The organism is Micromonospora parastrephiae (assembly GCF_016802865.1).
Lineage (GTDB): Bacteria > Actinomycetota > Actinomycetes > Mycobacteriales > Micromonosporaceae > Micromonospora > Micromonospora parastrephiae.
In genome coordinates, this window is the sequence record NZ_JAEVHM010000103.1 from 1 (window position 1) to 20,996 (window position 20,996).

At 72.5% G+C, this 20,996-nt stretch carries 17 protein-coding genes and 4 pseudogenes; 9 read left to right on the forward strand and 12 right to left on the reverse strand.

The features are described 5' to 3' along the window. From JNW91_RS19695 to JNW91_RS19710, 4 genes are all read right to left on the reverse strand, one after another. A partial coding sequence (locus JNW91_RS19695) for a hypothetical protein (RefSeq protein WP_203177021.1) occupies positions 1-249 on the reverse strand: 249 nt, incomplete at its 3' end. A gap of 284 nt (positions 250-533) precedes the next feature. Then, positions 534-1,580, reverse strand: coding sequence for an anthranilate phosphoribosyltransferase (gene trpD / locus JNW91_RS19700; protein WP_203177007.1), 1,047 nt, complete (start codon positions 1,578-1,580; stop codon positions 534-536). An 89-nt stretch (positions 1,581-1,669) separates the two neighbouring features. Further along, positions 1,670-2,065 carry a response regulator gene (locus JNW91_RS19705; RefSeq protein WP_139585787.1) on the reverse strand — a complete coding sequence of 132 codons (396 nt, stop codon included), beginning with the start codon at positions 2,063-2,065 and terminating at the stop codon, positions 1,670-1,672. Between the two features lie 107 nt (positions 2,066-2,172). Continuing rightward, the gene (locus JNW91_RS19710) at positions 2,173-3,093 is read right to left on the reverse strand and encodes a cytochrome c oxidase assembly protein (RefSeq protein WP_407664353.1); all 921 of its coding nucleotides are present in this window, start codon (positions 3,091-3,093) and stop codon (positions 2,173-2,175) included. Between the two features lie 108 nt (positions 3,094-3,201). On the opposite strand from JNW91_RS19710, the gene ctaE reads away from it, so the two are divergent. From ctaE to JNW91_RS19735, 5 genes are all read left to right on the forward strand, one after another. Beyond that, positions 3,202-3,801 (forward strand): aa3-type cytochrome oxidase subunit III, encoded by a 600-nt coding sequence (gene ctaE, locus JNW91_RS19715; RefSeq protein ID WP_203177008.1) that lies wholly within the window; start codon positions 3,202-3,204, stop codon positions 3,799-3,801. 72 nt (positions 3,802-3,873) lie between these two features. After that, a complete protein-coding gene (gene qcrC / locus JNW91_RS19720; protein WP_203177009.1) occupies positions 3,874-4,710 on the forward strand; it encodes a cytochrome bc1 complex diheme cytochrome c subunit in 837 nt (278 codons plus the stop codon). Positions 4,711-4,774: 64 nt separating this feature from the next. Further along, positions 4,775-5,863 (forward strand): cytochrome bc1 complex Rieske iron-sulfur subunit, encoded by a 1,089-nt coding sequence (gene qcrA, locus JNW91_RS19725; RefSeq protein WP_203177010.1) that lies wholly within the window; start codon positions 4,775-4,777, stop codon positions 5,861-5,863. Then, the gene (qcrB, locus tag JNW91_RS19730) at positions 5,860-7,491 is read left to right on the forward strand and encodes a cytochrome bc1 complex cytochrome b subunit (RefSeq protein ID WP_203177011.1); all 1,632 of its coding nucleotides are present in this window, start codon (positions 5,860-5,862) and stop codon (positions 7,489-7,491) included. The genes qcrA and qcrB overlap by 4 nt, the downstream gene beginning before the upstream one ends. 155 nt (positions 7,492-7,646) lie before the next feature. Then, positions 7,647-8,327: a DUF4142 domain-containing protein gene (locus JNW91_RS19735; RefSeq protein WP_203177012.1), complete on the forward strand. Its 681-nt coding sequence runs from the start codon at positions 7,647-7,649 to the stop codon at positions 8,325-8,327. A gap of 76 nt (positions 8,328-8,403) precedes the next feature. Here JNW91_RS19735 and JNW91_RS19740 read toward each other — a convergent pair whose 3' ends face one another. The 5 genes from JNW91_RS19740 to JNW91_RS19760 form a co-directional block, all read right to left on the reverse strand. Then, positions 8,404-8,691, reverse strand: a complete 288-nt coding sequence (locus JNW91_RS19740; RefSeq protein WP_088988344.1) for an Lrp/AsnC family transcriptional regulator — start codon at positions 8,689-8,691, stop codon at positions 8,404-8,406. 79 nt (positions 8,692-8,770) lie between these two features. Next, positions 8,771-9,640: a nucleotidyltransferase family protein gene (locus JNW91_RS19745; RefSeq protein ID WP_203177013.1), complete on the reverse strand. Its 870-nt coding sequence runs from the start codon at positions 9,638-9,640 to the stop codon at positions 8,771-8,773. Further along, positions 9,637-10,179, reverse strand: coding sequence for an NUDIX hydrolase (locus JNW91_RS19750; RefSeq protein ID WP_203177014.1), 543 nt, complete (start codon positions 10,177-10,179; stop codon positions 9,637-9,639). Before JNW91_RS19750 ends, JNW91_RS19745 begins: the two co-directional genes overlap by 4 nt. 53 nt (positions 10,180-10,232) lie before the next feature. Then, a complete protein-coding gene (locus JNW91_RS19755) occupies positions 10,233-12,026 on the reverse strand; it encodes a RelA/SpoT family protein (RefSeq protein WP_203177020.1) in 1,794 nt (597 codons plus the stop codon). A gap of 129 nt (positions 12,027-12,155) precedes the next feature. Continuing rightward, complete coding sequence (locus tag JNW91_RS19760) at positions 12,156-13,910, reverse strand: DEDD exonuclease domain-containing protein (RefSeq protein WP_203177015.1); 1,755 nt, start codon at positions 13,908-13,910, stop codon at positions 12,156-12,158. 127 nt (positions 13,911-14,037) lie between these two features. On the opposite strand from JNW91_RS19760, the pseudogene JNW91_RS19765 reads away from it, so the two are divergent. The 4 genes and pseudogenes from JNW91_RS19765 to JNW91_RS19780 all read left to right on the forward strand — a co-directional run bounded on the left by JNW91_RS19765 (position 14,038) and on the right by JNW91_RS19780 (position 18,444). After that, a pseudogene (locus tag JNW91_RS19765) lies at positions 14,038-15,458 on the forward strand (NYN domain-containing protein). Positions 15,459-15,688: 230 nt separating this feature from the next. Further along, positions 15,689-15,907, forward strand: coding sequence for a hypothetical protein (locus JNW91_RS19770; RefSeq protein WP_203177016.1), 219 nt, complete (start codon positions 15,689-15,691; stop codon positions 15,905-15,907). A gap of 155 nt (positions 15,908-16,062) precedes the next feature. Further along, entirely contained in the window at positions 16,063-17,322 is a 1,260-nt protein-coding gene (locus tag JNW91_RS19775; RefSeq protein WP_203177017.1) for a M48 family metallopeptidase, read from the forward strand. After that, positions 17,319-18,444: pseudogene (locus JNW91_RS19780) on the forward strand (glycosyltransferase family 4 protein). The gene JNW91_RS19775 and the pseudogene JNW91_RS19780 overlap by 4 nt, the downstream one beginning before the upstream one ends. Before the next feature lie 12 nt (positions 18,445-18,456). On the opposite strand, the pseudogene JNW91_RS19785 reads toward JNW91_RS19780, so the two are convergent. The 3 genes and pseudogenes from JNW91_RS19785 to JNW91_RS19795 all read right to left on the reverse strand — a co-directional run. Next, positions 18,457-19,123: pseudogene (locus JNW91_RS19785) on the reverse strand (lysophospholipid acyltransferase family protein). A 192-nt stretch (positions 19,124-19,315) separates the two neighbouring features. Then, positions 19,316-19,723: pseudogene (locus JNW91_RS19790) on the reverse strand (TetR/AcrR family transcriptional regulator); the annotation flags it as partial. A gap of 57 nt (positions 19,724-19,780) precedes the next feature. Then, a partial coding sequence (locus tag JNW91_RS19795) for a putative bifunctional diguanylate cyclase/phosphodiesterase (RefSeq protein WP_203177018.1) occupies positions 19,781-20,996 on the reverse strand: 1,216 nt, incomplete at its 5' end.

Below are 20,996 nucleotides of genomic sequence, written 5' to 3' on the forward strand. Positions count from 1 at the left end.
CGCGCCGGGCGGTTGCGTGGCGCCGGGTGGCGCGGGGTGGTCAGGCGGGCGTGGCGGCGGGCGGGCTGGCGGCGTCGGCGGCTCGGCCAGCCGGGTGACCGGGGCGGGGAACGTGGCGATCAGCACCGCCGCGCCGCAGCCGGTGCAGATCAGCTCGGGACAGTCGGTGCCGTGGTCGTCGACGCAGGGCGGCGCCTCGAACGGTGCCACGCCCTCGCAGACATCGCAGTAGAGGTCGCGGTGCGACACGGGCGTCTCCTTCTCACTTCGGTCGAACCGCCCCCGGACGCGACAGCGACGCACAGACGGGAGCGGAGAACTACTCCGCTGTACTTTCCCACCCGGGTCCGACAATTTTCGCGCGCCGTGGCCGGGAGACGCCGTCGTAGGTTCGCGCCGGTGTCCGACGGGCGTGATCGACTCGACTTCCCTGAAGTCGGGGGATCCGGTCCAGCTGGACACCGTGGATTTCAGGAACCCGGGTCGATCACGGCGGGACGCCACCCGCCGGTGGGTCCCGCGCCGCGCCGAGGTCAGCCGGCGGTGGCGGCCTCGATCCAGCGGTCGAGGGTCGCGGCCGCCGCACCGGAGTCGATCGACTCGGCGGCGCGGTCCAGGCCGGCGCGCAACGCCTCGGTCAGGTCGCCGTCCAGCGGACCCTGGGTGGCCAGCGCCGCCGCCGCGTTGACCAGCACCGCGTCCCGGACCGGACCCGTCTCGCCGGCCAGCAGGCGACGGGCCACGCCGGCGTTGTAGGCGGCGTCACCGCCGCGCAGGTCAGCGAGGGTGGCCCGGGGCACCCCCAGGTCCGTCGCGTCCAGCACGGCCTCGCGTACGGTGCCGCCCTGAGCCGCCCAGATCCGGGTCGGCGCGGCGGTGGTGAACTCGTCCAGCCCGTCCTCGCCGCGCATCACCAGCACCGAGTCGCCCCGGGCGGCGAACACGCCGGCCATCACCGGGGCCATCCGGGAGTCGAAGCAGCCCACGGCGCCGGCGCGGGGCCGGGCCGGGTTGGTCAGCGGGCCGAGGAAGTTGAAGACGGTGGGTACGCCCAGCTCCCGGCGGACCGGCCCGGTGTGGCGCATACCGGGGTGGAACCGGGCCGCGAAGCAGAACCCGATGCCGGCCTCGGTGACGCAGCGGACGATCGCGTCCGGGTCGAGGTCGAGTGGGACGCCGAGGAACTCCAGCAGGTCGGCCGTGCCGCAGGAGGACGACGCCGCCCGGTTGCCGTGCTTGACCACCCGGACGCCGGCGCCCGCCACGACCAGCGCGGCCATCGTGGAGATGTTGACCGTGTGGGCGAGGTCACCACCGGTGCCGACCACATCCAGCGCCGTGGAGCGCAGCTCGTCGGGGAGGTCCACCGGGACGGCCCTGCTGAGCATCGTCTCCACCAGCCCGGCCAGCTCGGCCGAGGTCTCACCCTTGGCCCGCAGCGCCACGGCGAAGCCGGCGACCTGCGCGGCGCCCGCCGAGCCGGCCATGATCTCGCCCATCGCCCAGGCGGTGTCAGCGGTGGACAGCTCCTCGCCGCGCAGCAGCGAGTTGAGCAGGTGCGGCCAGGTCCGATCGCCCATGGCGGGCCTCCCGAGCGTGCGAAGTGCGGGTGGGCTGGAACCGGCGCCGACTCGTCCAGCGCCGTGGCGGTGCCGGAGAGCGGGGGACGTCAGGCGGGTGCGTGCGTCCGCAGCAGCTCGGCCACCGTGCCGCCGGTGGTCACCGGGTCGAGCGGGTGCACCAGCGTCGCGTCGACCTCGGCGTACGCGGCGAGCCATCGGTCGGCGGCGCGGGCGATCACCAGGCAGGTCGGGGGAGCGTCGTCCCGGTCGTCCTTGATCTGTCGGGCGATGCCGATGCCGCCGCCGGGGCTGGCCTCGCCGTCGAGCAGCAGCAGGTCGATCTCGTAGTCGTCGACCAGCCGGATGGTCTCGGCGTACGTCGACGCGTCGACGAACTCGATCCGCAGCCCGGGCGCGGGCCGGGTGCCGACGGCGAGCCGCATCCGGTCACGGACCTGCGGGTCGTCGCTGTAGAGCAAAACGGTGCAAAGACGATCGCTCATGCCGGCACTCCGCTTCCACCTCGTAGCTGCCCGCCGATCGTACCGGTCGACGTGACGTAGTCGACATCCCGCCCGACGCCGGCCGTCCGCGGTGCCGTCCGCCCAGCTCAGACGGCTGCGGGGCCGGCGGCGCGCTCGCGGGCCTCCTGGCGGTCCAGTTCCCGGTCGACCCGGCGTGCCTCCCGCTCGGACTGCTTGACCCACTGCACCACCAGCACGGCGAGCATGGTGACGCTGACGAACTCGCCGCCGGCCCACAGGATGCCGCCGGCGACCACCTGGTCGTCCCAGGGGTCGGACCAGCTCAGGTTGAGCGACGGGTACCAGTCGCCGCCGAAGAGCGTGCTGCTCTGCATGATGGTGAGCCCGAGCACGGTGTGGAACGGCACGGAGAGCAGCATCAGCAGCGCCCGCGCCGGGTACGGCCAGCGCCCCGGCAGTGGGTCGAGCCCGAGCAGCGGCCAGAAGAAGACGCAGCCGGTCATGATGAAGTGCGCGTGCACCAGCTCGTGCGCCCACGCGTGTTCCAGGGTGAAGCGGTACAGGTCACTGAAGTACAGCGCGAACGGGTTGACCACGAAGATGGCGAACGCCACCAGCGGGAAGCTGTACACCCGGGCGACGCGGCTGTGCACGATCGCGAGCAGGCGCCGGCGCGGGCCGACCGGCAGGGTGCGCAGGGCCAACGTCATCGGCGCGCCCAGCGCCAGGAAGATCGGCGCCACCATGGAGAGCACCATGTGCTGGATCATGTGCACCGACAGCAGCGCGGTGTCGTACGCGTGCAGGCCGCTGACCGTGACCAGCGCGATGCCGCCCAGGCCGGGACCGAGGAAGGACACCGTCCGGGCGGCCGGCCAGCGGTCGCCGCGCACGCGCAGCCGGTACACCCCGTAGAGGTACAGGCCGGCCGCGAGCACCAGGCTGAGGGCAAGCCAGCTGTCCAGCCGGGTCTCGGTCAACACCGCGCCGACGGTGAACGGCGGCGGTGCCGAGGTGGCGGCGAAGATCGAATCGACGTGCAGCACGCTTTTCAGGCTAGGCCAGGCGAACCGGACCCTGACGCTCGGGCCACGGAAGGCGCGGGTTTGGCACCCCGCTGATCGCCGGCCCCGGTCAGGGGCAATAATGACGGCGTGACTGCGGCCCCAGCCATTGACAAGAGCCGGATCCACTCTCTGACCCGACCAAACATGGTCAGCGTCGGGACGATCGTGTGGCTCTCCAGCGAACTCATGTTCTTCGCGGCGCTGTTCGCGATGTACTTCTCGATCCGCGCGGCTGCGCCGGAGCAGTGGGAGAAGCACACCGAGCACCTGAACATCCCGTACGCGACCACCTTCACCGTGATCCTGGTGCTCTCGTCGGTGACGTGCCAGCTCGGTGTCTTCGCGGCGGAGAAGGGTGACGTGCACGCGCTCCGGCGCTGGTTCACCGTCACCTTCGTGATGGGCCTGATCTTCGTGCTCGGCCAGCTGAACGAGTACCGGCACCTGGTCGCCGACGGCGTCAAGATCAACGAAGACGGTTACGGATCGATGTTCTACCTGACCACCGGCTTCCACGGCCTGCACGTGACCGGCGGTCTGATCGCCTTCATCATCTTCATGGTCCGTACGACCATGGGCCGGTTCACGCCGGCGCAGGCGACCTCGGCGATCGTCGTGTCCTACTACTGGCACTTCGTCGACGTCGTGTGGATCGGGCTGTACGCCATGATCTACTGGCTTCAGTGATCTTGGCGCGTCACGAACCGCGCCGCTGCTCCGTCCCCTGAGACAAGGTCCAACCGGTTAAGGACACAGCTCATGACTTCTGACAACGACCGCCGACGCGGCCTGCTCGCGCGGTTGCGCGGGCGGCCCGCCGCGCGCAGCAGGGGCCGCCGCCGGCTGGGCGCCGCGGTCCGGCTGTTCGCCGCGCTGATGCTCGCCGGCGGCGCCTACACCGTCTTCGCCCCCGGTGCGCAGGCACAGGACAACCCGCCGCTGACCGGCGCCGCTGCCGAGGGCAAGGCGCTGTTCGATGTGAGCTGTGTGACCTGCCACGGACGCAACGCCCAGGGTGTCGAGGGCCGCGGGCCGAGCCTGATCGGCGTCGGCGCGGCCTCGGTCGAGTTCCAGGTCAGCTCGGGCCGGATGCCGCTCGCGCGGCAGGAGGCCCAGGCGCACCGCAAGCCTCCGCTCTTCACCGACGAGCAGACCCGCCAGCTGGCCCAGTACATCCAGGAGCTCGGTGGCGGCCCGGTCGTGCCGGAGGGCGACGAGCTGCGCGAGGGCGGCAACGTCGCGGCCGGCGGTGAGCTGTTCCGGATCAACTGCTCGCAGTGCCACGCCTTCGGTGGCGGTGGCGGCGCGCTCTCCTCGGGCAAGTTCGCCCCGAGCCTGCGCCCGGCAACCGACCGTCAGATCTACGCGGCGATGCTGAGCGGCCCGCAGAACATGCCGGTGTTCGGCGACAACCAGCTCCGGCCGGAGCAGAAGGCCGACATCATCGCGTACATCCAGGAGACGCTGAAGCACGACCAGGACCCGGGTGGGTTCAACCTCGGTCGGTACGGGCCGTCCACCGAGGGCCTGGCGATCTTCCTGGTTGGCATCGTGGCGCTCGTCTTCGCCAGCCTGTGGATTGCGGGCAAGTCGTGACCGAGCGGATCGTCCGATTCAGTGCTGTGGTGCCGCTCGGCGCCACCCGTAGCGAGGTGACGGCATGAGCACCCACACCGAGCACCAGGCCCCGCAGGGCCAGGAGCCGCTCGACGTGAACGACCCCAAGCTGACCCGGTTCGACATCGTCCGCGAGGGCGCGCGTCGGGACGACATCGAGATCGTGCACTACGAGCCGCAGGTGCTGCCCGGCACGAAGGCCGAGCGCCGGCTGGCCCGGGTCGTGGCCGGGTTCTTCCTGATCACCGGCCTGGCGGCGACCGCCTTCCTGGCCATCTACATCTGGTGGCCGTGGAAGTACGAGCCGGGCCGTGGCGGCGACAAGTTCTACACCCCGCTGCTCGGGCTCACCCTCGGCGTGGCCCTGCTGGGCATCGGCTTCGGCATCCTGACCTGGGGCAAGAAGTTGCTGCCCAAGGAGGTCTCGATCCAGGACCGGCACGAGGGCGCGGTGGACGAGGAAGGCCGCACCATCACCGGTCAGACCATGCTCTACATGGCCGACGAGTTGGGTGTGAAGCGTCGTCCGCTGCTCGGCATCTCGCTGCTGGCCGGCCTCGCGCCGGTCGCCGCGGTCGCCGCGGCGCCTCTGGTCGGCGGTCTGATCTCGCACCCGCACAAGAACAACCAGATGTTCACCACCGGCTTCCACGCGGCCGAGGGCGGCGAGCGGATCCGCCTGGTCCGTGAGGACGGCCGCCCGGTGCGCCCGGCGGACATCAGCTCCGGTGGTCAGCTGACCGTCTTCCCCGGCATCGAACACGGCGTGAGCAACAGGCACGCCGACTCGCCGACGCTCCTGATCCACCTGCGGGACTCCGACGCGCAGGCGTCGCGCCGGGCCAACGAGCGGATCGGCCACGGCGACTACATGTGGGGCAACTATGCGGCGTTCTCCAAGGTCTGCACGCACGCTGGTTGCCCGGCCAGCCTGTTCGAGCAGCAGACCAACCGGCTGCTCTGCCCCTGCCACCAGTCCCAGTTCCTGATCACCGACAACGCCCGGCCCGTCTTCGGCCCCGCCAGCCGGCGGCTGCCGCAGCTGCCGATCGAGGTGGACTCCGAGGGCTTCTTCGTGGCGAAGTCCGACTACACCGAGACCGTCGGGCCTGATTTCTGGGAGCGGCCATGAAGCGTCGAAAGTTTGACCTTGCGGCGACGCCGGGCAAGGCCGCGGTGGGAGTGGACGACCGCTTCGCGGTGGCCACCCCGCTGCGCAAGCTGCTGAACAAGGTCTTCCCGGACCACTGGTCCTTCCTGCTCGGCGAGATCGCGCTGTTCTCGTTCGTCGTGCTGCTGCTGACCGGTGTGTTCCTCACCTTCTTCTTCGAGCCGGCGATGACCGAGGTGGTCTACGACGGCAGCTACGCGCCGTTGCAGGGCACCCCGATGTCCGCCGCGTACGCCTCCAGCCTGGACATCTCGTTCGACGTCCGCGGTGGTCTGGTGATGCGGCAGATGCACCACTGGGCGGCGCTGCTGTTCATGGCCGCGATCGTCGTGCACATGCTGCGGGTGTTCTTCACCGGTGCCTTCCGCAAGCCGCGGGAGACCAACTGGATCATCGGCTCGCTGCTGTTCTGGGTCGGCTTCCTGGCCGGCTTCACCGGCTACTCGCTGCCTGACGACGGCCTGTCCGGCACCGGCCTGCGGATCGCCTCGGCGATCATGCTGTCCATCCCGGTGATCGGATCCTGGGTCACCTCGTCGATCTTCGGTGGCGAGTTCCCGGGCACGATCATCATCAGCCGGTTCTTCATCGCCCACGTGCTGCTCATCCCGGGTCTGCTGGTCGCGCTGATCAGCGTCCACCTGGGTCTGGTCTTCAAGCAGAAGCACACCCAGTGGCCCGGCCCCGGCCGGACCAACAACAACGTGGTCGGCGAGCGGATGTTCCCGCGGTACGCGCTGAAGCAGGGCGGCTTCTTCATGGTCGTCTTCGGCGTCATCGCGCTGATGGGCGGTCTGTTCCAGATCAACCCGATCTGGCTGTTCGGCCCGTACGAGGCGTGGGTGGTCTCGGCCGCCAGCCAGCCCGACTGGTATGTCATGTTCCTCGACGGCTCGACCCGACTCATGCCGGCCTGGGAGATCAACATCCCGATCGGCGACGGGTACGTGATTCCGCCGCTGTTCTGGCCGACGGTCGTGCTGCCCGGCATCCTGGTCGGCCTGTCGACGATGTACCCGTTCCTGGAGGCCCGGCACCTCAAGGACCGCAAGAGCCACAACCTGCTCCAGCGGCCCCGGGACGTTCCGGCCCGGACCGCCGTCGGCGCCATGGCCGTCGCGTTCTACGTGGTGCTCACCCTGTCGGGTGGCAACGACGTGATCGCGGACAAGTTCCAGATCAGCCTGAACGCGATGACCTGGGCGGGCCGGATCGGCCTGCTGGTGGCCCCGCCGCTGGCGTACTACATCACCTACCGGCTCTGCCTGGGTCTGCAGCAGCACGACCGGGAGGTGCTCGCGCACGGCGTCGAGACCGGCATCATCCGGCGTCTGCCGGACGGCCGGTTCGTCGAGGTGCACCAGCCGCTCAGCGCGTCCAACGGGCACGCGGACGGCCACGGTGAGCTGGGGTACGTCGGCTGGGTGGTGCCCAAGAAGATGAACCGGCTCGGTGCCCTCGGCCCGGCCATCCGGGGCTTCTTCTACCCGATCGAGAAGCCGGTCGAGGCGCCGGTCTCGCCGGGTCACCCGCCGGTCGAGGCCCGGCCCGAGCGCGAGGCGATCGGCAGCGGCGAGAGCCGCCGCTGACCGCCCGATCGCCCCGTCGTGTCCGGTTCCACCGCCCATCCGGCCAGGAGTCGGACGGCGGCGACGGGACCGGTCGACCCCGCGCGCCGGGGGATCGCAGGAATAACCCCGGTGAGCCGGGTATCCGTGCGGTCCAACGTCTCAAGGGGGGGAACATGTTGGGTATCAAACGCCTCGGCCTGTTGGCCGCGCTGGTACTGGTCGGCGTTGCGCCGGCCGCGGCCGCGCAGGCCGCGGCACAGCCGTCGACGCAGGACACCCAGTATCTGCAGGCGGTGCACCAGGTCAACCTGTTCGAGATCACCGCCGGTGACCTGGCCCAGCAGAAGGGCCAGAACCAGGGGGTGAAGGACCTGGGTGCGATGTTGAAGACCGACCACACCCAGCTGGACCAGACGGTGCAGCAGACCGCGTCCCAGCTCAATGTGGAACTGCCGAACGAGCCCAGTGCCGATCAGCAGGCGGTCATCGACAAGCTGAACAACGCCAGCGGCGCGGAGTTCGACCGGCTCTGGGTGACCAGTGAGCTGGCCGGCCACGTCCAGGCCATCCAGGCCACCCAGACGGAGATCTCGCAGGGCTCCGAGCAGTCGGTGGTGCAGCTGGCCCAGACCGCTCTGCCGACGTTGCAGACGCACTACGACGAGCTGGTGCAGCTCGCCAACCAGCTCGGTATCCCGGTCCCGCAGACCAGCGCCAGCGGTACGCCCAGCCCGGGTGGCACCGAGTCGCCGGCTCCGGGCGGGACGACCGAGTCGCCGGCTCCGGGTGGCACGACCGAGTCGCCGGCTCCGGGCGGCGGCACCACCGAGTCGCCGGCTCCCAGCGAAAGCTGACGTAGCGGCAGCAGACGGCCGGTCCACCCGTACGGGTGGGCCGGCCGCCGTGCGTCCGGTGGCCGGCCCTGCGCGGTCAGTCGGCGCTGGCCAGGCCGATCGCGAACGCCTCCTCCAGGTCGTGCTGCGAGTACGCCCGGAACGCGATGTGCGACTCGGTGTTCAGTACGCCCGGCACCTTCGAGATGCTGCCCGCGATGACCTGGGCGATCTGGTCGAACTCGCGGACCCGGACGATGGCGATGAGGTCGACGTGCCCGGCGACCGAGTAGACCTCGCTGACACCGGGGAGGTTGGCCAGGGTCTCCGCCACCTCGGGAATCGCGTCGGTGGCGCAGTCGATCAGCACGATCGCGGTGATCACGGGGCATTTCTCCGTTCGTCGGCGTCGTCGCCCATGCTAGATGTTTCCGCCCGGGCCTGGAGGCGGGAGGCGTCGCGGCTCAGCCGTGCGCGGCGGCGGGCACGGTGCAGCCGTCCCCGAACCGGATCACGTCGTGCAGCCGTTCCCCGTCGCGTACGACCGCCCCCGGCCACACCACGGTGCGCCGCACGTCGCCGTCCACCCGGGCCTTGGCGCCGATCACCGACTCCACGCAGCGACCGGTCACCGCCGCGGACGGGTCGACCAGCACCCCGCCGGCCGCCGCGTGCAGGTTCGCCGTGAGGTAGTCGGCCGGGGTGCCGGTGTCGTAGAAGGTGCCCCGGTACGGCACCACCTCCAGGTCGCCGGCCGCCTCGGCGGGCCGCCAGAGGGCGCGTACCAGGTCGGAGACAACCACCGGGAGGTCGCGGACCAGCCGCCAGGGCAGCAGCGAGAAGCCGGTGAAGCAGTACCCGTCGAAGGTGCCCGGCGCCGTCGGGTCCGGGGCGGGCTGGCCGAGCAGGCGCACGGTGTGCCCGTCCCAGCCGTCGAGCAGCGCGGCCACGTCGGGGCCCGGGGGAGCCGACGGGTCGGCGAGGTACGCGTCGGCGTTGCCGACCAGCACCGGCCGGCCGTCGATCCAGTCCCGCAGGTTGGCCACCCCGCCCGCGGTGCCCAGCGGGTCGCCGGGCTCCACCGACAGGTGGGCGCGGTCGCCGACGTGCGCGACCACCTGGTCGGCGAGGTAGCACGCGTTCACCGCGACGCGCCCGGGTCCGGTCAGGCCGAGCCCGGCCAGCCGGGCCAGCGCCCGGTCCAGCAGCGGCACGTTGCCCACCGGGCACAGCGCCTTGGGGACCCGTTCGGTCAGCGGGCGCAGCCGGGTGCCCTCGCCGGCGGCGAGCACCACCGCGCAGACCCCCGCCGGCACGCCGGCCGTCCCGCTCACGGCGTGGTGTCCGGCACCGGCGGCGGAAACTGCCCGGCCAGCGGCCCGATGTCGTAGTAGGCGAGCAGCCGGGCGGTCGGCCAGGTCAGCTTGGGCAGGTCGTCCAGCGGATGCCAGGCGGCTTCGAAGACCTCTCCGCCGTCGACGGTGAGGTCGGTGCTGGACGCCGGCACCTCGGTTTCGAAGACCACGTCCACCCAGCCCTTGGCGTGCACGATGGCGTTCGGGACGGCGGGGCGCAGCCGGGACGGGGGCAGCCGGATGCCGGACTCCTCGAACAGCTCCCGGGCCGCGCCGACCACCGGCGCCTCGCCCCGGTTGAGCAGGCCGGCGGGCAGCGACCAGCCCTTGCCGGGCGGCTGGCGCAGCATCAACAACCGGCCCGCGCCCGTCGCCTCGGAGTCGCGCACCAGGGTGACCGCGCCGACGATGTACTTGGGCACGGCCAGCTTGACCAGGCGTCGACGTACCGGCAGGGGCAGCCGGTAGAAGGCCTGGTAGAAGATGGCCCGACCGGTGGCGCGGGAGCGGGGGATCATGACTCCAGGCTAGTGGTCACGAATGTCCTTCGGACGCGCTGGGGCCGGGCCGGTCACTGTCGATGGTCGACCAGGTCGATGAGCTGGCGTACCACGGTGTCCGGTTCGATCACCCGGTCGAAGACCGCGACGAGCAGGGTCTCCAGGTCGGGATAGCCCAGCTCTTCGGAGAGACGCAGCAGCGGCAGGTCACTGGCGAGGCCCCGGTTGTGCTGACGCAGGGCCAGCCCGATGGTGGCCCGACCGAGCCGCACCTTGTCGCTGATCGTGATGCCCGGCTCGGTGTGCTCGGCGAACCAGCGGTTGATCTGCATCTGCGCGTGCGGTGACTTGACGAAGCTGAGCCACTCCCGGCGTGGGCCGCGTGGTGCCACGCCCGCCTCGAAGCCGTTGTCCCCGTCGTTCTCGGTGAAGATTTCCACCACGTCGCCCTCGTCCAGCTCCGAGCTCAACGGAGCCAACCGCCCGTTGATCCGGGCGGCGAGGCAGTGGTCGCCGCGCTCGTTGCCCAGCTCGTAGGCGAGGTCGACGGGCGTGGCGCCGGCCGGCAGCACGACCTGTCGCCCGTCGGCGAAGACCTGGATCTGACCCTCGGCGAGGTCGCAGCGCAGCGACTCGAGGAACTGCGCCGGGTCGGCGGCGTCCGGCTCCCAGTCGAGCACCCGGCGCAGCCAGTCCAACTGCTCCGCGCGGGCCGCCGCACTGCCGCTGCCCGAGCGGGGGAAGCGGAAGTCGGCGGCGATGCCGTACTCGGCGGAACGGTGCATCTCCTCGGTGCGGATCAGCACCTCCACCGTGCGGTCCTGTGGGCCGCAGACGCTGGTGTGCAGCGAGCGGTAGAGGTTGTTCTTCGGTGAGGCGATGAAGTCCTTGAAACGGCCGGGAACGGGCCGCCACGTGCCGTGGATCGCGCCCAACGCGGCGTAACAGTCGGTGGCCGGGCCGTCGACCACCACCACGATGCGCGGCAGGTCGTACGGAGCGCTGTGGCCGCCGGCGATGGTGTCCTTCCAGATCGAGTAGAGGTGCCGGGGGCGTGGGCTCACCTCGGCGTCGACCCGGCTGCGGCGCAACGCCACCCGGGCCCGGGTGACCACCGAGTCGAGGTACGCGTCCCAGCCCGGCCGGTCGTGCACGTGCCGGGCCAGTCGGGCGTGCTCGTCGGGCTCCAGGTGCAGCAGCACCACGTCGTCCAGCTCGCGCTTGAGGGTCTGGATGCCCAGCCGGTCGCAGAGCGGGACCAGCACCTCCTGCGTCTTACGGGCGATCCGCTCCCGCGACGACGCGGAGCGCACACCGAGGGTGCGCATGTTGTGCAGCCGGTCGGCCAGCTTGATGATCAGCACCCGGACGTCCTTGGCAGCCGCGACGATCATCTTGCGGATCGTCTCCGCCTCGGCGGCCTTGCCGTAGAACGCCTTGTCGAACTTGGTCACCCCGTCGACCAGGTGGGCCACCTCGCCGCCGAAGTCCTCCGAGAGCGCCTGGAGCGTGTAGCGGGTGTCCTCCACCGTGTCGTGCAGCAGCGCCGCGACCAGGGTGGTGGTGTCCATCCCCAGCTCCGCGCAGATCTGCGCCACCGCGAGGGGGTGGGTGATGTAGGGCTCACCACTCTTGCGGAACTGCCCGCGGTGCATGTTCTCCGCGATGGTGTACGCCCGGCGCAGCACCGCGGGATCGGTGCCGGCGTGGATGCCGCGGTGGGTGCGGACCAGGTGCGTGACCGGGTCGGAGTCGGTGGTCGGCCAGGTCAGCAACGACCGCAGCCGGCGGGCGAGCGGCAGCTCACCTGGCTGGGTCGGAAGGGCGCCCCCCAGGGCGGCGCCGTGTCCGGCGTCGACGTCCACGAGGGACACCTCCTCACCCCGGCTCCTCGACCGCCGGGAACCGGTGGCCGGGAGCAGGCCCACGAATCGGGCAGGACTGCACTTCTCCAACAGCCTAAGCGAGTCGACGTAGTCCGATCGGTCAGTTGGTCATGGGCGTTCGGTCGAGAGTTGGTGAGACGAGCCGTTCTCGGCCTTCGCCAGCAGGTCACGGAAGCGGCCCGCGCCACCCACCGGCGACGACCAACCGGACGACATCTCCACCAGACGGGTCTCCGGACGTTCCAACCAGGACAGGATGCGCTCGGACTCCTCCGCCGTGGCCGCCGGCACCGGCCCGTGCCCGCCCGACACCGTCTCGGCGGTGGCCCGGATGGCGGTCAGCGTGGGTCGCGGGTGGACCCCCGGCGGGGACACCCCCGCGCCGGCCAGCCGTCCGTGCCGGACCAGGGCCAGCTCCCAGCCGCCCCGGGCCGCCGGGCGGGCCGCGGCCAGCTCGACGATCCCGGTCAGCGCGGCCAGCCGTTGCATCCGTACGGTGGCGCGCAGCACAGCGGCCAGCCGGGACCGCACCACGGCGGCCTCCTCGTAGCGCTGGTCCGCCGAGAGCACGTCGATGCGGGCCAGCAGCGCGTCCACCACCCGCTGCGGGTCGCTCGCGGTGGCGGTGCGGAACGGCGCGGCGGCTCTGTCGTCGTACTCCTCGGGGGTGATCCTGTGTTCGCAGGGTGCCGGGCAGCGACCGAGCTCGGCCAGCGCGCAGGCCGGCGTGACGGTGCGCAGCGAGAGCCGGTGCGTGCACTGGCGCAGCGGCACCGCGTCGTGGAAACCGGCGGCGGCCAGCTCGGCGGCCCGCCGGGAGGTGAACGGCCCGAGGTAGGCGGTGTCGGTGGGGGAGAGGTCGCGGACGATCGACAGCCGAGGGTACGGACCGTCGGTCAGCTTGAGCCAGACCATCCGCTCCGGGTACTTCGACCGCCGGTTGTAGGGCGGGGCGTGCGCGGCGATCAGGCGCAGCTCGCGGACCTCCGCCTCCAGCGAGTGCGCGCACTCCACCGCCTCGACCCGCTCGGCCGCGGCCAGCATCTCGGAGATCCGGGCCCGCTTCTCACCGGCGGTGAAGTAGCTGCGGACCCGGGTGGCGATGTCGACGGAGGTGCCGACGTAGAGCGGCCGGTCGTCGGCGGCCCGGAAGATGTAGACCCCGGGGACCTTGGGCAGGCCCTCGGCCAGGTGTCGTTTGCGCCGCTGGGTCGGGGTGACCGCCCGGGCGAACTCGATGGCGTCGCCGACCGTGTCCACCCGGTGCCCGCCGAGCCGACCGATCAGCCCGTGCAGCACGTCGACGGTGGCCTTCGCGTCGTCCAGCGCCCGGTGGGTGGGTTGGGTGGCGGTGCGGAAGTACGCGGCCAGGGTGCCCAGCTTGCGGTTGGGCACCTCGTCGCGGGTCAGCACCCGGCGGGCCAGCGCCGCGGTGTCCAGCACCCGTGGGTTGGGCCAGCGGTAACCGTGCTTGGCACAGGCGGCCTTGAGGAAGCCCACGTCGTACGGGGCGTTGTGGGCCACCAGCACCGCGTCGTCGATGAACTCCAGGAAGCTCGGCAGCACCTGCTCGATCGGCGGCGCCGGCACCAGCATGGCCTGTGTGATGCCGGTCAGCACGGTGATGAACGGCGGGATCGGCTGCCCCGGGTTGACCAGGGTGGCCAGCACACCCAACTGCTCGCCGCCGCGCACCTTGACCGCGCCGATCTCGGTGATGCCGCCTCCGTCCGGCGCGCCGCCGGTGGTCTCCAGGTCGACCACCACGAAGGTGGTCGCGTAGAGCGGCAGCGCCGGGTCCACCCCGCCCACCGCCGGGTCGAGACCGGCCAGTGACTCCTGGACGTACTCCGCCTGTGCCATCGGCGGCACGCTAGCGCCTCGGTCCGACACTCCCGTCGCAGCCGTCCCACCAGTCACCATGGGGGTAGGATGAGAGATCGGCTCACTCACCGGGCGGTGGGCCCGGTCGCGGTGGGAGACTTGCCACATGCCCCTCACCGAGCCGTACGACGACCACCTCCCGCAGGAGGATCCGGTCGCGGGCGATGGTGCCGTGGGCGACCCGGGTGATGAGTCGCTTCCGGGTGGCGAGTCGGCGATCGAACCCGAGCCCACCCTTCCCGAGCCGGTCCGGCAGCGGATCGTGGCGTTGACCGCCGCGGTGCTGCCCACGCTGCCCGCCGACGAGGTGCCGGTGCCGCTGCGCCGGGTGGCCAAGTTCGCCCCCAACCGGCGGGCCCGGCTCGGCGCCCCGGCCATCGCCGCCCAGCTCACCGCCGACCCCTGTTCCGGCAGTGGGTCACCGCCCGGGTCCTGGCCGACGCCGGTGACCTCGGCGCGGCCGTCGTCGAGGGCACCGCGCCCGCCGCCGCCGACCCGGTCGAGGTGGCGGCGCTGGCCTACCTGGCCCGGCCGCGTGGCTGGCGGGAGCTGATCGACGCCAGCGGCGCGGCCGTCCGCGCCGAGGCGGACAGCGCCGTCGTCGCCGAGCTGGTCCGCGAGGCCGAGCAGCGGGCCACCCGCGCCGAGCACGATCGGGCGGTCGCCCGGGTCGAGGCCGAGAAGCTCCGCGACGAGCTGGCCCGGGTCCGCGAGGAGCTTGGCCAGCTCCGCGAGGAGTCCCGACAGGTGGCCCGCACCCTGCGGGAGACCCAGGCCCGCGAACGCAAGGCCACCGAGCTGCTGGCGACCGAACGCGGCCGAGCCGCCCGCGCCAGCGCCGACGTGGACGCCGAGCTGCGCCGCGCCCGTGCCCGGCTCGCCGAGGCGGAGGCCGCCGCCGGAGTGGCCCGGGCCAGTGCCAAGGAGGCGCGCTCGGTCGACGACGCCCGGCTCTGGCTGCTGCTGGAGACCATCGGTCAGGCCGCCGTGGGGCTGCGCCGCGAACTGGCGCTCGACCCGGTGGACAAGCTCCCCGCCGACTTCGTCGCCGACGCGTTCGCCGATCAGTCCGGCACCGCGGCGGCCGGCCCGGCCGCCCGCGCCCGCGACACCGACGACCCGGCCCGGCTCGACCAGCTGCTCGCCCTGCCTCGGGCGCACCTGGTGGTGGACGGCTACAACGTCACCAAGCGCGGCTTCGGCGAGATGTCCCTGGAGCAGCAGCGCAAGCGCCTGATCACCGGGCTGGGCGGGATCGCCGCGCAGACCGGCGACGAGGTCACCGTCGTCTTCGACGGCGCGGAACGGATGCACGGGCTGCCGCCCGCGCCGCGCGGCGTGCGGGTGCTCTTCTCCCGCAAGGGCGAGACCGCCGACGAACTGATCCGGCGGCTGGTCCGCGCCGAGCCGGCGGGGCGGCCGGTGGTCGTGGTCTCCTCGGACCGCGAGGTCGCCGACGGGGTACGCCGCCATGGCGCGTACCCGCTCGGGGCGGACTCGCTGCTGCGGCGCCTCGCCCGCTCCTGAGCGCACCGGCCGGCGGAACGTCGCACGGCATGATCGACACGGGTTCGGTGATGTCGGGGTGTCCGGCCGGGCGGGATGGCCCGATTTCGCTGAACTGGAGTCGATCTCGCCCTCGAACGGCCGGTCGGGGCGGTTCTGTCGTACCCGGTGGTTAGCGTCGATGTGACCGACGGTGTTCGGGTGGCGACGACAGGGCGCCGACCCTGCGCCGCGAGTGATCAGGAGGCGTGATGCTCATCGACTGCGACGGGTGCGCGAAGCGGGGTGACGGCTGTTCCGGCTGCCTGCTGGCCGCCCTGTTCGACGAGACGTCCCCGGCGGCCGGGCTGGTCGCCGCCGAGGTCCAGGCGATCGAGGTGCTCGCCCGGGCCGGTTTCGACGTCGAGGTGCTGGCCGCTCCCGACCGTCCCGGCGACGTCGGCCGTCGCGCCGACCGCCGGGTCGCCTGAGCACGACACCGCGCCCGGAGCGTGCTTTTCGTGGGCAATAGGATGGGCGCTCACGGCGGGAGGAGCGGCCAGATGAGCGGGGTACGACGCGACGGCGGCCGGTCCGTCGGGTGCGGCGGTGACGCCCGCCGGTCGACGACGACGGTGAGCTGCCGGTGAGTCCGCGCGGGTGGGCGCTGGTGACGCTGGCCGGGCTGACCGTCGCGCTGGTGGTGGTCGCCGCGCTGCTCATCCCGTGGCACCGGCCGCCGGCGCCCCGGGCCGACCAGCTCGCCGCGCTGCGTGACCTGCCCGCCGAACAGGTGGCCAAGGGGCGGGAGTTCCGTGCCGCCCTGCGCCCCGGCGGCTACACCGCGCTCGCCGTCGGGCTGCTGGTCGCTCTCGCGCTCGGGCTCACCCCGCTGGGCAGCCGCCTGGTCGAGGTGGTGGGCCGGCCCTTCGGCGGGCACTGGGCCGCGCAGGCCGTGCTCGGCGGACTGGCCGTGGTGCTCGTCGCCGACCTGGTCACCCTTCCCTTCGCCGCCTGGCGGCAGAGCGTCCTGACCCGTTACGGGCTGAGCACCAACGGCTGGAGCGGCTGGGCCGTCGACCTGCTCAAGTCGTACGCGGTCAGCGCGGTGATCGGCGCGGTGGCGCTGTTCGGCTTCTACGCGGTGATCCGGCTCGCGCCACGCTGGTGGTGGGCGTTCGGCGCGGCGGGCGCGGCCCTGCTGGTAATGCTGCTGTCGTTCGTGCTGCCGGTGCTGGTGGAGCCGGTGTTCAACCGGTTCACCCCGATGGAGCAGGGTCCGCTGCGCACCGAGCTGATGAGCATGGCCGCCCGCGACGGGGTGCCGGTGCGCGACGTGCTGGTCGCCGACGCGTCCCGCCGTACCAGGGCGGTCAACGCGTACGTCTCCGGTCTCGGCCCGACCCGGCGGGTGGTCGTCTACGACACGCTGCTGCGGGAGGCGACGCCGGCCGAGGTGACCGCCGTGGTGGCGCACGAGCTGGGGCACGCGAAGGACTCCGACGTCGCGGTCGGCACGCTGACCGGGGCGCTGGGCGCCGCCGCGGCGGTGGTGGCGCTCTACCTGCTCGGCTCGTGGGGGCCGTTGCTGCGGCTGGCCGGCGTCGACTCGGTCGCCCAGCCACGCGCGTTCCCGCTGCTGGTCGCCCTGGTCACGGTGGCCGGGTTGGTCGCCGCGCCGGTGCAGGCGCTGATGTCGCGCCGGGTGGAGGCGCGCGCCGACGCGCACGCGCTCGCGCTCACCGGTGACCCGGTGGCCTTCGAGTCGATGCAGCGTCGGCTCGGTTCGGTCAACCTTGGCGACCCCGACCCGCCGCGCTGGGAATACCTCTACTCGGCCTCGCACCCGTCCACCGTGGAGCGGATGGCCGCCGCCCGCGCGTACGCCCGGGAGGCTGGCCGATGAGTCGCACACTGCTGATCACCAACGATTTTCCGCCCCGCCCCGGCGGCATCCAGTCCTTCGTGCACAACCTCGCCCTGCGTCAACCGGCCGGCTCGGTGGTCGTCTACGCGTCGAGCTGGCGCGGTGCCGCGAAGTTCGACGCCGACCAGCCGTTCGAGGTGATCCGGGAACGCACCCGGGTGCTGCTGCCCACCCCGCTGATCGCCCGCCGGGCGGCCAAGCTGGCCCGCGCGTACGACTGCGACACGGTGTGGTTCGGGGCGGCGGCCCCGCTGGGGCCTGCTCGCCGCCGGTCTGCGCCGGCGGGCGGGCGTACGCCGGGTGGTGGCGCAGACCCACGGCCACGAGGTCGGGTGGGCGGCGTTGCCGGCGGCCCGGCCGGCGCTGCGTCGCATCGGTCGGGGTGTGGACGTCACGACCTACCTCGGCGAGTACACCCGCACCCGGCTGGCCCGGGTGCTCGACGGGGTGACCGAGCTGAGCCGGCTGGCACCCGGGGTGGATGTGGACACCTACCACCCCACGGTGGACGGTGAGCAGGTGCGGGCCCGGCTGGGGTTGACCGACCGTCCGGTGGTGGTCTGCGTGTCCCGGCTGGTGCCACGCAAGGGGCAGGACATGCTGATCCGGGCGCTGCCGGAGATCCGCCGTCGGGTGCCCGACGCGGCGCTGCTGATCGTCGGTGGCGGGCCGTACCGGGCGACGTTGGAGAAGCTGGCCCGGCAGACCGACGTGGAACGCGACGTGGTCTTCACCGGGTCCGTGCCGACGGCCGAGTTGCCGGCGCACTACGCGGCCGGCGACGTGTACGCGATGCCGTGCCGCACCCGCAACCGGGGCCTCGACGTGGAGGGGCTGGGCATCGTCTACCTGGAAGCGTCGGCGACCGGCCTGCCGGTGGTGGCCGGCGACTCCGGGGGCGCGCCGGACGCGGTCCGTGAGGGCGAGACCGGTTACGTGGTCCGTGGGCGGGACGTCGCCCAGCTCGCCGACCGGGTTGCCCGCCTGCTCGCCGACCGGGACCTGGCCCGTCAGTTGGGCGCGGCCGGTCGGGCGTGGGTGGAGCGGGAGTGGCGCTGGGAGGCGCAGGCGCAACGAATGGCGGCGCTGCTCGCCGGCTGAGCGCCGGGTCGCTCAGGTGGGGGTCGCCCGGGGTGGCGCGTAGCGCGGCACGTACTCCTGGGCGGTCAGCCGTTGGATCGCGGCCATGACCTCGTCGGTGACGATCCGGATGTCGCGTGGCCCGTCGATCGGCCGGCGACGGGAATCGGCGGACCGAACCGCAGGGTGACCGGGTGTCGGCGGGGCACTCGCGCGTCGACCGGCAGCACCTCGGCGGTGCCGAGCACGCCCACCGGGATGATCGGCACCCCGGCGTCGCGGGCCAGCCGGGTCATGCCGGTCCGGCCCCGGTAGAGCCGCCCGTCGGGGGAGCGGGTGCCCTCCGGATAGATGGCGACCAGGCCGCCGGCGCGCAGCACCGGCACCGCGGCGTCGAGGGCGGTGAGGGCGGCCCGGCCGCCCGCGCGCTCGACCTGATCGCGCCCATGCCGGCGACGATCCGCCGGCTGAGCCAGCCGCCCGGTCCTCGGCCGGTGAAGTACTCGGCCTTGGCCCAGAAGGTGACGTGTCGGGGTGTCAGGCAGGCGAGGAACACCTCGTCGGCGACGGACAGGTGGTTGCCGGCGAGGATCGCGCCGCCCTGTCGGGGCAGATGCTCCAGGCCCTCCAGGCGGGGCCGCCAGCCCATCCGCAGCGTGGTGCCGACGGTCAGTTTGCTGAGCTCGTACAGCAGGGGCACGTGTCCTCCGGGTTCAGTGCGGGGCGGGGCCGAGGTGGGCGTCGAGCGTGGCGCGCAGCAGGGCGTCGTCGTCGGTGACGCCGGTGGCCAGCGGCAGGCTGCCCCAGGCCCAGAGCTGGGCGATGCCGTGCAGGTTGCCCAGAGCGCGCCGGCCAGCACCGACGCGGGGGTGTCGCCCGGCCGGCGCGCCTGGGCCACCAGGTCGGCCAGGACGGCGAACAGCGGCAGGCTCGTCTCGCGTAGCCGCAGCCGGCCGCTGGCCAGCAGATCGTGTCGGAACATCAGCTCGAACATGCCGCGGTGCGCCGCCGCGAAGTCCAGGTACGTCCGGGCCAGCGCGGTCAGTCGGGTACGCGGGTCCGGGTCGACGTCGCGCATCGTCTCCTCGACCCGGGTGGTGAGGTCGGTGAAGCCTTCCCGGGCGATGGCGGAGAGCAGGTCGACGTGGGTGGGGAAGTAGCGGCGCGGCGCGCCGTGTGAGACACCGGCCCGGCGGGCGATCTCCCGCAGCGACACCGCCGACTGGCCTTCGCGCAGCACCAGGTCCACCCCGGCGGCGACCAGGCGTGCACGTAAGCCCGCCTCCCGCTCCTCGCTCATAGACAGTGTCTACCAGTCGGCGTAGACGATGTCTACCCGCCGGCTCTCAGACGCCGCTCAGCGTATGCGGGCCAGGATGCGGTCGGCGGGCGCGGGCTTGCCGAAGTGCCAGCCCTGGGCGGCGTCACAGCCGATCGCCCGCAACCGTTCGGCCTGCCCGGCGGTCTCCACGCCCTCGGCCGTCACCGTCAGATCCAGGGCGTGCGCCAACGAGACCAGCGAGGCGAGGATCCGCTCGTCGGTACGCCCGACCGTCGGCGACCGCAGCCCGGCCACGAACTCCCCGGCCACCTTCAACTCGGTCACCGGCAGGTCCCGCAGGTACGCCAGGTTGCTGTAGCCGGTGCCGAAGTCGTCGATGGCGATCCGCACCCCGAGGTCGGCGAGCACCCGCAGGGCGCGTACCGGCTCCTCGGCGGTGCTCATCATCGTGCTCTCGGTGATCTCCAGCTGGAGCCGCTCCGGCGGCAGCCCGGTCTGCCGCAGCAGGGCGAGCACGTCCTGCACCAGCCCGGGCCGGTGCACCTGCCGAACGGCCAGGTTGACGCTCACGAACGGCGCCTGGACACCGCCGGCCGACCACCCCTCGGCCTCCCGGCACGCCTCGGCCAGCACCCACCCGCCCAGTTGCACGATCAGGCCGGTCTCCTCGGCCAGCCCGATGAAGCTGTCCGGTCGCAGCACCCCAAGCTCCGGATGGCGCCACCGCACCAGCGCCTCCACGCCCAGCAGGCGGCCGTCGCGCAGCGACGTCAACGGCTGGTAGTCGAGGTAGAACTCGCCCCGCTCCAACGCGGCCGGGATCGCCGCGGAGAGCGCGTACCGGGCCAGCTCGCGTCTGCTGCGTTCGGCGTCGTAGAGCGCCCAGCGCGCCCCGCCGGCCGACTTCGCCCAGTGCAGGGTCGCGTCGGCGGCCCGCATCAGGTCGCTGGGATTGGCGCCGGCCACCTGTCGCTCCACGATGCCGATGCTCGCCGACACCTGCAGCTCGTGCCCGTCGACCAGAGCCGGGGTACGCACCGCGGCCAACGCGGTCTCGGCGACCTTCACCATGTCCTCGGTGCCGCCGGTACGTTCGACCAGGATGACGAACTCGTCGCCGCCGAGCCGGGCCACCAGGTGCTCGCCCAGGTCCTGGCACAGCCGCTCGGCCACCATCGTCAACAACCGGTCGCCCACCTGGTGGCCGAGGGTGTCGTTGACGACCTTGAACCGGTCCAGGTCGAGGAAACACACCCCGACCCGCTGCGCGCCCCGACCCGGCTCGTTGAGA